4 protein-coding genes are annotated in these 11468 nt (G+C 58.6%); all 4 read right to left on the bottom strand.

What is annotated here, in order from left to right:
• The coding region (locus tag AC5S3R_RS16890) for a carboxypeptidase-like regulatory domain-containing protein (RefSeq protein WP_494268330.1) at positions 1-452 on the bottom strand (452 nt) is incomplete at its 3' end.
• A 162-nt stretch (positions 453-614) separates the two neighbouring features.
• Positions 615-3347, bottom strand: a complete 2733-nt coding sequence (locus tag AC5S3R_RS16885) for a M14 family metallopeptidase (protein ID WP_494268329.1) — start codon at positions 3345-3347, stop codon at positions 615-617.
• Between the two features lie 442 nt (positions 3348-3789).
• On the bottom strand, positions 3790-7188 hold the full coding sequence (locus AC5S3R_RS16880) for an FG-GAP-like repeat-containing protein (RefSeq protein ID WP_494268328.1): 3399 nt from the start codon (positions 7186-7188) through the stop codon (positions 3790-3792).
• A gap of 64 nt (positions 7189-7252) precedes the next feature.
• Positions 7253-11266, bottom strand: a complete 4014-nt coding sequence (locus AC5S3R_RS16875) for a protease pro-enzyme activation domain-containing protein (protein WP_494268327.1) — start codon at positions 11264-11266, stop codon at positions 7253-7255.
• Positions 11267-11468 lie beyond the last annotated feature (202 nt).

Genomic DNA, 11468 nt, shown 5'->3' with positions numbered 1-11468 from the left:
TGCTCGGCGCTTTGCGTGTCGATGAGCGGCGCGTCGCCAGAGACTTTTACGGTCTCGCCTGTGGAGCCAATCTTGAGCGCGATGTCTACGGTGACGTTGAGGCCGGCGCGGACGATGAGTCCGGTGCGCTCGAATTTTTCAAAGCCGGAGACCTCTGCCTCTACGGTGTAGTCGGTGCCTGGAGGAAGATTCGTGAGGTGGTAGTTGCCTTCGGCATCGCTGACGGCTTTGAATATGCCGCCTACAGAGGTGCTGTGCGCAACGATGTTGACGTTGGCGACAACGGCGCCGGTGGTATCCGCTACGTGCCCGTGGATGGTGCCGTCGGCTGTGGTCTGCGCTGCGGCGGGGTGTGTGGTGAATATTCCGATGAGGAATATCGCGAGTGTTGCGAGCCTCCAGTAAAGTGGAAGGCTTGTAAGACGCCTTTGGTAGTTCTGCAGATTGCGCATAGTGTCTCCAAAAAATGGCTGCGAATGGAACAGTTGGTCGAAAAAAGGGTGAGGGGGATTGAAGCAGCCTGCTAAGCAGGCCGCTTCGACAACCTTTTGCGATTTCATCCAGGGATTAAGTGTGGAGACAACAACGACGGAGACTGGTTGATTTGAGAGACATCACTCTGCTCCTTTGTGGTCAGTTACCAGACTTGAGTTTTGCGCCGAGGTGGTTCCAATGGCTGTTGGCTTCGAGGTGGAATAGAGCAGCGCATTGAAGAGGAACTTGTATGTGCCCTCAGACATGGCGCGGTACTGCGGACGGAAGCCGAAGAGGATGATGTGGCCTTTGCCTACGGGCTCTTCCGCAATGGCGGAGGTGCCTTTGAGGAATTGGCCGCCGAGAATCCATCCGCTTAGCAATGGCTTGTCGGTGTTGAAGTATGCGACGGAATGCGCGGCTCCGTTGACCTTGAAGGCTGGGCCATTCTCGTAGAAGATGGGCACGGTTGGCGTGGATCCGAACGCGATGGGGTTGGTTGGATCGACGGCTACCTGCAGGATGGAGCCGGGGATGTAGAAGGATTTGCGGTCGATGGTGTCGAAGGCATTCGATACTGTTCCGTCTTCCTTGCCTACGTAGACTTCCGATGCCTTGTTGAGCGTGATGATGGTGCCACCCTCTTCCACAAAGGAGTGGAGGCTTGCTACGCCGTCTTTTCCAAGGCCGCCGCGGAACTCCGGAGGTGTCTGCGGCCTGCGCACTTCTTCGTTGCTCGCATTCGTCGCAGGCGTTGCCGATGCGTTGGACGCTCTCCGCCTTCCGCCTTCTGCCTGTGCCGATTGCGTAGCTGGCGTTGGGGCAGGAGATTCTTCGCCGAAGCCGAAGCGCCCGGAGGTGATGGCTGCAGGCGAATTGTCGGGAATCAGGATTGCGTCGAAGCGTTGGTTGAGATCGCCCTTGCGGATATCGGCATCCACGAGGCGCGTGTAGGGGATGTTGTTCTGATCGAAGATCCAGCGTGTCCAGCCTTCATCCATGGAAGCGACCCAGCTTTGATAGAGGCCGATGCGAGGCAGGTGAACCTGCAATGCGGTGCCGGTTGGCGCAGCGCTTGCAGCGCGAATCTCAACGGGGAACTTCTCCGCGATGGCTGCGAGCTTGGCGTCTACGTCCTGTTGTTGCGGTATGTAGATGGTTCCAGGCTCCGAGCCTGCGCCGGTGAGGCGATAGGCGTTCACGTCCTTTGCAAGCAATGCGAAGAGCGCATAGAAGCTGCTGTTGGTGTTGTCGGCGATGAGGTAGCCGTTGCCTGTGGAGGACTTTTCAAAGTGTCCGGCTGTGGGCTTCACAACGTCCACCTTGCTGGAGGCCACGGTTACTTTGTCGTTGACAGGAACTGCCGTGATACCGAAGAGCAGCGGCAGCGTTTGCGCGGTTACATCGTAGGGGCGCTGCAGCGGACCGCCGGGGTATTCCGCGATGTTGGGATAGTTCTGCACTTCAAGCAGCGTTTTGGCGAAGGAGCCAAAGGGCTGCGCCAACTGCACGACGTAGCTTCCGCTTGCGTAGTGCTTGCCGTCGGCGTCGAAGTCCGCGGTTGCCTGTTCGACTTCTACATCGCCGGTGCGCAGAATGTTGACGAGCCTTGCTACGGTGGCGGTGTCTGTTTGTCCGGCGGGGATGATGAATGCCGATGGGCCGGTTGTGCGATTCACGGCGCGAAGGCCGATTTGATAGAAGTTGTTGAGGTACCGCTCGCGATATGTGGCGGCGTTGTTTGCTATGGAGAAGAAGGCGTCAATCTGGTAGTTGACGATGTCGCCGAGATGCCATTCGCCGCCCTTCCACGGGTCGGGGAAGTTCCACGAAGCCACCTTTGGGTCGTAGCCGATGCCGCGCGTAAGCTTTTCAAAAGGAATGTTGACGGGCGTTGCGATATCCGCGCTTGCGGATTCGGTGAGAATGCGCAGGCCGTTATGGTAGGCAACGTAGTCTCTAAGCGGAGACCAGAAATCGTACACGCCGTAGGACAGCACGCCCTTCTTGCCGGTCTGTGAGATTTCAAGTGCTGTGTTCATGCCGAGCGCGTTTTGCGACTGGATGATGAGCGGGTCGATGTTGGGGTCGAAGGGATCTACGAACGGAGGCACGTAGATGCGTGCCGCGTTTTCGCCCTGCTGGTGAATGTCGTAGAGAATCTGCGGATGCCAGGGATTGAGAACCTTTTGCACCGCAAGCTGCGTTTCCACCTGCGTGAAGGCGGCCCAGTCGCGGTTGTCGTCGTGGCCAACATAGTGATGCCACAGAACGACTGGGTTGCTTCCTTCGTAAGGCGTGCCGAGATATTTCTTGTACCAGTCAACTACCAACTGCTGGCCGTCCGGATTGAGCGAAGGGACGAGCACGATGATGACGTTGTGCAGGATGGAGCGAATGCGCTCGGAGTCGCCGGTGGCCAGTTGATAGGCAAACTCGCTGGCGCTCTGCGAGCTGGCAATTTCTGTGGAGTGAATGTTGCAGGTGACGACGAGGACGGTCTTTCCTTCGGCGATGAGCTGCTTAGCTTCCTCGGGCGTTGTTGTGCGCGGGTCGGCTAGCTTGCGCTGAATCTCCTGATAGTGAGCGAGGTGGGCAAGGTTCTCAGGCGCGGAGATGGTGAGGGCGACGAAGGGTCGGCCTTCGGTGGTCTTGCCTACTTCGTCGTAGCGAATGCGGTCGGACTCCGTGCTGAGCTTTTTGAAGTAGGCCGTCAGTTCTTTCCAATCCGCGAGCTTGCGGTCGGTTCCCGGCTTAAATCCGAAGGCGGCATCCGGCGAGGTCACTGTTCCGTGTTTCTGTGCTGTTTTTTGCGCAAGCACCGGCATGGCAATCGAAGAGGACAACAGGAGCAGGCTGGCGAATTTCCTCATAAACTCCTCAAAAGAAGAAAGTTTCATTTTTCAGATATCACATATCAGAATTTCGGCTCTACTTCGGGCTTGCCTGGAAATGTGCCGAGTCTGACGGGCTTTGCGCGATACCCTGGATGCTTGTGCATGTGGAAAGCTGTTCATGCAGTCCAGAGATGTAGAACCAAGCCGAAGTTAGTTTGCGGACTTTAATCCTACTGCGGTTTGGATTGTCGAAAGGGAAAAGGTGTGACTAGCGACAACGTACAAGCATGAGGCAACAACAGAGCGTGCGCGGAGAGCAGAGGTCTGCGGATTGGAAGGTGCTCTTCATTGCTTGTGATATGTAATATACACGATGCGGATGGAAGTCAAGATTTTTTATTTAGTTATGAGGCGAATTTGGCTATGAAAAAGCGGCCATGCTCATGTTAAGCATGGCCGCTTGAGGTTTACAGATTGCTTACTGAACGATGAGGGAAACGGTTGTGGTTTGCGCTGCCGATGCAGTGTTGACTGGTGTAGCCGTGATCGTCAGCTTATAGGTTCCGGCCTTGGCAGTCTCAACGCTGCTGCTGCCTCCGCATCCGCTCAATCCGAAGAGCGAAAGCATGAGCAGGGCAACCGGAGCGATAACCAGCATGCGCTTACGGAAGCGCCAGCCTGCAACGAGGCAGAAGACGCTGGCAAGACTGGCGATGCCGGAGGCCTTTTGGAACGGTGCTGCGGGTTGGGTGTTGGCGGCATGCGGGGTTGTGGTTCCGATGACTACGGAGACCGTGCCGGTGCCTGCCGGGGTGAGCGCAAGAGACGTGGGGTTCACGGTGCAGGTGGTGTTGGTCGGTGCGCCGCTGCAGGTGAAGTTGAGCGTGTCGTTGAAGGTTGCGTTGGCGGCCAGCGAGAGGGAGATAACTCCGTTTTGACCGCGTGAGAGGTTGAGGCTGCTTGTGCTGCTGGTCATGGTGAAGGCCGGCGCGAGCGTGGTGACGGTGACAGCAGTTGCAGAGGAGGTGACCGGGTTGATGCTGGAGTCTCCGCTGTAGACTGCCGTGATGGAATGCGCGCCTACGGCCAGCGTTGAGGTGGTGTAGGTGGCAGAGCCAGTGCTGAGAGGCGCGGTGCCGAGCAGCGTGGTTCCGTCATAGAACGTGACTGTGCCGGTTGGTGCTGGGCGGCCAGTCATGGATGCGGCAACGGTGGCGGTAAATGTTTCCGTGCTGCCGAAGTCAATGGCAGCGCTGGAGCTGGTGAGAGAGATGGTGGAACCGCCCTGACCAAGGAAGAGCGCGGTGCCGTAGCCGGTTTGCGCTACGATGTCTGGCGCGTTGTCTGAGAAGAAGTTGCCAACGAGCGGAAGCGTTGAAGCGAGCGATTCAAACTGGTTGACGGGGTTTGAGAAGGAACCGCCGCCGGTGCCGAGCAGCGTGGAAAGACCGTAGTAGGTCTTCGGCTGTCCGGGCGTTTGATAGAGAGCGACGGTCAGGTCGGGAATGCTGTCGTTGTTAACGTCGGCAAGCACGCCGTTGAGGAAGAAGTTGCCGGTTGCGATCTGCGAGGATGCGGCGAATGTGCCGTCGCCGTTGCCGGGGATGAGAACGATGCCGGCGGTGGCGTAGGTGTCGGTGTCATTCTGCTGTCCTTCAGAGAGAAGAATCGCGTCGGGCTTGCCGTCCTGGTTGAAGTCGCCGGCGATGACCTGGCTGGCCATGTTGCCGGTGTTGATGTTGATGGCTGTGCCGAAGGTTCCATCCCCGTTGCCGGGGAGCAGATCGACGCTGAAGGTTCCGCCTGTGACGAAAGGTGTGTCGTCGGTGAGGATGTCGGCTTTGCCGTCCTGATTCATGTCGGCGATGGCTACGGAGTAAAGCTCAGAGCCGTACGCATTGAAGGCTGGAGCGGCGAAGCTGCCGTTGCCTTTGCCCAGCAGGGTGTAGTAGCCCGAGCCGGTGGTGACGGTGGCGCTGCAGGTGGCGTCGCCGGGATAGGCCACAACGACATCGCTTACGCCGTCGCCGTTTACATCGCCGGTGGCTGCGTAGCTGAGTGGGCAAGTGGTGGGAATTGCAAGCGAAGCTGGTGTGCTGAATGTGCCGTCGCCTTTGGAGAGCGCAACGGAGAGGCTACCGTCAACTCCAGCCAGAACAATGTCCTGCTTGCCGTCGCCGTTGAAGTCGGCCGCAACGGGCTCAATGAAGGCGAGATTGGAAACATCGCTGGCAGCGAGGCCGACGACATAGGTGAAGTTGCCTTTGCCGTCGCCGAGGCCGGTGAGGATATTGCCGGTGAATCCATCGATAGAGACGACGCTGCTATAGCCTTTGCCTTGCACATCGGCTACCGTGCCAAGAGACAGCGCGAACGGTGTGGCGGGCGAGGTGAGCGAGGAGGCTAATGCCGGTGTTGCGTAGAGTGAGCCGGAGCCTGTGCCGAAGAGGATGGATACCTGCTTGTAGTCTTCGCCGAGATGGGCAACGTCGAGCTTGCCGTCGCCGTCGAAGTCGGCTGCGGAGGCACTTTGGAAGCCGCCGGGATCGACGATGTAGTCATTGCCGGTGGCAGGCTGCGTGAATGTGCCGTCGCCCTTGCCTGTCCAGACGTTGAGGTTGCCGTCTTCCTGGATGAGGTCGGGAATGTTGTCGCCGTTTACATCGGCAAAGAGGTACTGATCCGCGGAGCCGATGTTGGTGCTCTGCGTGGTTGCATTGAAGCCGCCACTGCCATTACCAAGCGCGACGAGCAATGTGCCATCGCCTTCAGCGGTCAGGTCGAGGTTGCCGTCGTTGTTGACGTCCGCGATTTTTACGCCACCCTGGCTGAGGTCTTCAAAGGGGAAGAAGAAGCCGGGCTGAAAGGGTGCGGTGATGGGCGCGTTTGTGTTGAGCGTGCTGAAGGAGCCGTCACCTTTGCCGAGCGATGTGGTGACGATGATGGTGCCTTGCGAGCTGTACTCCCACAGTTCGAGGGCAATGTCGAGCTTGCCGTCTTTATTGATGTCGCCCAGTGCAATGGAGTTGAGACCAAGGGACGTTTGCGGCGCGCCGGCAACTGTGACGGTTTGCACAAGAGCCGCTGTTGGCGCTGCGAAGGCCAGGTTGGCGGAACCGAGGAACGTCTGCACGGTCAGCGTTGTGGAGACACGCGTGGAGTTGTAGGAGAGCATGACGATGTCAGCATAGCCGTCGCCATTTACGTCGCCGATTGCAACCGAGCCAAGATTGTCCGAGATGGAAAAGCTGGTTGCGGTAGGCGTGCCGAAGGTGCCGTTCTTGAGATTCGGATAGACGATAAAGGTGTTGCTGTAGGTGTCGAGTACAACGATGTCAGGATAGCCATCGTTATTCACGTCGGATACGAAAGCCTGCTGAACGCTGGTAGTGGAGAAGTTGGGATTGCTATAGGTGGCGAGAGCACCAAAGCCGCCGCTGCCGTTGTTGAGAAGTACGTTGAGGATACCGTCGCTTTGCACAATGGCGATATCGGGCTTGCCGTCTTTGTTGAGGTCTGTCGCGAACTCGACTGATACGCCGCAGTTATACGGGTCGGCGATACAGGAAGATTCAAGGCGGGCCGGATAGTATGGCGCGCTTACGAAACCGCCGAAGTTTGGTGTAGTGCTGGTTGTGCCTGTATCCATGCGCGAAGTGGAAAAGGCATTGCGCGATTTGGCGGCGCTGCTGGTTTGCGTTTGCAGGTGTGGCAGGAAGAGACGCTCAAACGGAGTACGAGGTTTGGCGTTCGCTTTCTGCTGGATTAGAGCGGCGTGGGGGACCGGAAGCGGTGTCTGGCGGGAGGCATGCGCAACGCTGCTTAGCGTTACGCATGCCGCAAGGGCGGTGAGAAATATCCGGAACAGTTTCGACATAGAGGCCTCACTGAATGCGTGATGTGTACTGCTGCAATGCTGCAAAACGGTTCGAGTCTGGGGATTAGTTCACAGTCACGGTGACTGTGGTTTTTCCGGTGATCTTCCCGGTGGCTGCGTCCGTTGCGGTGATGGCAACGCTGTATGTTCCCGCAGTGGTGCCGTTGGAGGGTGGCGGAGGGTTGGTGGTTTTGCCTGAGCCAGAGCTGCCGCCGCAGCCGGTTGTCCATGCTGCGCCAAGCGCAAGAGCTACGAGTGCAAGCGAGAGCCAGCGGCGGCGTTTGGGCACGCCGAGGAAGAGAAGGGCTGCGAGCGCTGCTCCGCCGCCTGCTATGCCGAAGCTTAGAGGCTTGTTTGCGGCGCTGGTTCCGGCAGTGGTGTTGACGGTGAGCGTTGCGGTTGCCGCGGTGGTTCCTGTGATGCTGACCGATGCGGGCAGGCTGCAGGTGGGCGCGCCCACAGGGTTTGTAATGCTGGTGGTTACTGCGCAGGAGAGGTTGACCGTGCCGGTGAATCCACCTGCGGGAGTAACGGTGATGGTGGAGGTGTTGCCGGTTGCTGCTCCGGGCGCTACGGTGATATTGCCGCTGTTGCTGAGAGCGAAGCTGGCGGGTGTTGTTGTCGTTCCTGTAACGGTGACGTTGACGTTGGTGGTGGCGGTGATTTTGCCAGTGGTGGCATCTGCGCCGGTTACGGTAACAACGTAAGAGCCCGAGGTTGTGCTGCTTGTGGTGGCAAGGCTCAGTGTTGCGGATGCGGATGTGGCTCCGGTGATGTCTACCGATGCGGGTAGGCTGCAGGCAGGCGCGCTGGCTGCATTCGCAGGGCCGGAGGTTACGGTGCACGAGAGGTTGATAAGGCCGGTGAATCCGTTGGTTGGCGAGGCTGAGATGGTGGATGTGTTGCCTGTGGTTGCTCCGCCTACAACGGTGATTGCGCCGCTGCTGGTCAGCGAGAAGCCAGCCTGCACAACGTTGATAACGATGCTTCCGGTGGAGCTGGTGTAGTTGCTGTCTCCGCTGTAAGAGGCGGTGATGGTGTTTGCGCCAGCGGTAAGTGCGCTGCCTTGCAGGGAGTAGGTCACATACGACATATCTCCGCCATTGTTGCCGTAGCCCTGGTTAAAGCTGGTGAAGGTGCTCAGCGTTTTGCCGTTGACGGACAAGGTAACGGTGCCGGTGGGGAAGGTTCCGGCGCTGGTGGTGCCAACGCCGATGGTGAGATGTGCAGCGGCAAGTGAGCTGATGGTTGTGTTCGGCGCGGTGAGGCTCATGGCCGTTGCGCCCTTCACGACTGTGAAAGTAAACGGCGTGCTGGTGCCTGCCTTGTAGCTTGCATCTCCGGCGTAGCTTGCGGTGACAGAGTGAGCACCGATGGCGAATACCGCTGGATATGCCGTGGTTGGGCTTTCGTATTCCACTGAGTTGGCTGCGCCCATGGGCAGATTGGAGGCGAGCGTTGTGCCGTTGTCCTGAAGCGAGATGGTGCCGGTGGCAATACCCTGGCTGTTTGTGCCTTCCGCTTTGCCGAGAATCTGCGCCTGCGCCTGGAGGTAAGAGCCATAAGGAACATTCGAGAGGCTCTTGATTGCTGTGCCGCTTCCATCCGCGGCATAGAGATTTGCTATCAGCGCCACGGTGCTGTCTTCTGCGGTGATGGTGACGGGGATGCCGTTCGATGTGCTGGCTGCGTTGGAAGTGTCACCGCCGTAGTAGCCGTAGACGGTATAGCTGCCGCCGGGCAGACCGTTGTACGTTGTTGTTCCGGTGCCGCTGTTGAGTTGAATAAGCGTCTGGCCGTTGTTCTTGGGGCCGTCGGCTGTTTCATTCGCATCATCGATGATGCCAACCTGTCCGGTTGCTGCGGTAGGCGCGAGGGAAGCCTCGAAGGTGAGGGAAGTTCCGTGCACCACGTTGATGGCGGCGGTGGAACCGTTGATCTTGAGCGTGGTGGTGGTGTTGGTGAGAGCGGCGGAGTCCCAGTTGTTGGCGAGCTGGGCTACGTCCACGCTGCCAAGGCCAGAGGCGAGGTCATAGCCTGCAGCGGCGTCATAGCCGGAGAGGAAACCGTTGTCGCTGCAGTTGGTGGAGCCGCTGGTGCAGACGACCGAGTTGTTGCCTTCGGTAATGTCGTGGAAGATGGTGCTGTATTTCGTCTTTGCAAGTTGATAGAGAACGTAGTCGGCCTGGCCAAGACGCGCGCCTGTCTTTTGTTCGATGAGCGCGAGGACGCCGGCCATGGTTGGCGCTGCGGCAGAGGTTCCACCGTAACCGCTGAAGCTGGTGCTGCTGGTGAAGGCGCCGTTGTTGGTTTCGCAATCCGTATAGGGAGGGAAGGAGGAACCGTTGGCTACGTTGTCGGCGCAGATGGCCCAGGTGGCTTGATAGAGGCCGTTGGCCGCAAGGAAGGAGATGTCGGGAAGGTCGCGAGCATTGTCGCTGGGCGTGAGAGAAGACTGAAAGGCTGGCTTTGCATATCCACTTTGACAGGTGATGACGTTGCCTGAGGTTGTGGAGTTGGTACAACTGCTGCTGCCGCCGCTGCCTGCAACGATATCTGTAGATCCCTGAATATAGAGAGGGGAGTTGGAGGCAAGGTCGTTGTTCGATGAAGTGGAGTTATTCCACGGGCGCTCGGGAATATAGGAGAGCGCTGTGCGGTAGTAGGGAGCTGTGCCGCTGTCCTGTTTGCCGCCGGAAGAGTTTGTGGCGTAGGTGGCGAAGTTGTCGGGGAGCACATCGTAATCCGTGCCGCCGACTGAAATGTTGTACGGCGTGGAGGAAAGCCCGTTGACGGCGAGGCCATTCTGCGCCGAGGGCTTCTGGTCGCTGTCGCAGCCGGCGGAACCGTTGTCGCCGGAGGAGACGGTGACGCTGATGCCTTGCGCTGCGGCTTGCTGCATCAGTTCCAGCACAAAGGCATTGCCTGCTGTGCCGAGGCCGGCTTCGCATCCGCCAAAGCTCAGGTTGAGGATGCTTACCTGGTTGTCGTCGATCGCGCGGACGAAGGCGTCGAAGATACCGGTCTGCAGGTCAGTGTTGGCGGCGACGTAATAGTAGAGCTTGGCTTTGGGAGCAAGTCCGCCTGCGATTTCGTTATCGAGCAGAGCTTCGCCTTCATCGCCATTGATGCCGGGATCGACACCATCCACGATGACGGTGGGCAGGTTGGCATTGGCTGCGGTTTCGCCCAGGAAGGCTACGCGATAGTTCACCACGTCCTGCATGGTGATATTGGAGTCGCCGATGACGCCGATGTTGATGCCGGCGCCGTCGTAGGTGGTGCCGGTGTAATTGGGGTTCAGCGTGGCGTTCGGCGTGTCATAAATGGTGGCTGCGTCGGCGGGGTCAACGTAGAGATACGAATTGCCGGAGCTGTCGAAGAGCGTCAGGTCGGGGTGGATGGCGCGGCTTGACGGGTCGTAGTGCGACTTGCCGGAGTACCGGGCCTGCGAGACGGGGTGGAAGTCATGCAGCGGGCCTATGCCAGCGATGATGGGGCGCAGCGCGGAGGGAATCTGCGGATTGGAAATGTTGGCGAAGTGCGAGACTCCGTTTACCTCAAAGCTGTGGATGGAGGTGTGGAAGGCGCTTTCCACCTGGCCGAAGCTGCCGGAGAATTGCAGAACGTTGCGGGACTTGGAGACGCGCTCGACTTTGAAGCCGTGGCCCTGGAGCCAGGTTTCGAGGGTCTGCAGGTCAGCGTCGCTGATGCCGAAGCGCGTGCCGAACTCGGTGGGCGTGAGCCACTTGTGATAGTTGGCCGAGTGCGGGTTCTGGACGTCCGCTAGGTACTGGGTGAGCGCTAACTGCTGCGCGGAGCTGCGCTGCAGGATGATCTGGATGCTTCCAGTAGATGTGGAGGCGGCAGCTTCTCCCTTGTCGTAGCGCGCAAGGGCCAGCGGGTGCACATTGCCCGCGAGCGTTGCGCGATGCGCTTCGTCTATTGCCTGGGTGACGCGGGGAGCGGCGTGCGGGAGCGACTGAGCTTTGAGTGAGTGCGCACCGGTACAGGCCATTGCGAGGCCTAGAAGAGACGCAGCCGTAAAGCGGACCGTATGGGAGAAACAAGAAGCCATATTCGCAATCCTTGAAGAAGAAAGGTGTGCCGGGGATACACTCCGGCTGAGTCTGGGGAGAAGATTCGGAATCTGGATACAGCGTTGAGTGTGATCGTAAGAATTGTTCAAGCGCAGGGCAATTCAGGCAGCCTAAACTTTTTCTAAACAATGTATTTCAAGATATCTTGAATATATTCTGCGAATTACAGGCATTCCCAAA

Source organism: Occallatibacter sp. FHG110214_02 (assembly GCF_059115385.1).
This window is presented reverse-complemented; position numbering and strand designations above follow the sequence as displayed.

Coding starts and splice junctions, on each gene's coding strand:
- AC5S3R_RS16885 (WP_494268329.1), bottom strand. CDS start 3,347: ATGAGGAAATTCGCCAGCCTGCTCCTGTTGTCCTCTTCGATTGCCATG.
- AC5S3R_RS16880 (WP_494268328.1), bottom strand. CDS start 7,188: ATGTCGAAACTGTTCCGGATATTTCTCACCGCCCTTGCGGCATGCGTA.
- AC5S3R_RS16875 (WP_494268327.1), bottom strand. CDS start 11,266: ATGGCTTCTTGTTTCTCCCATACGGTCCGCTTTACGGCTGCGTCTCTT.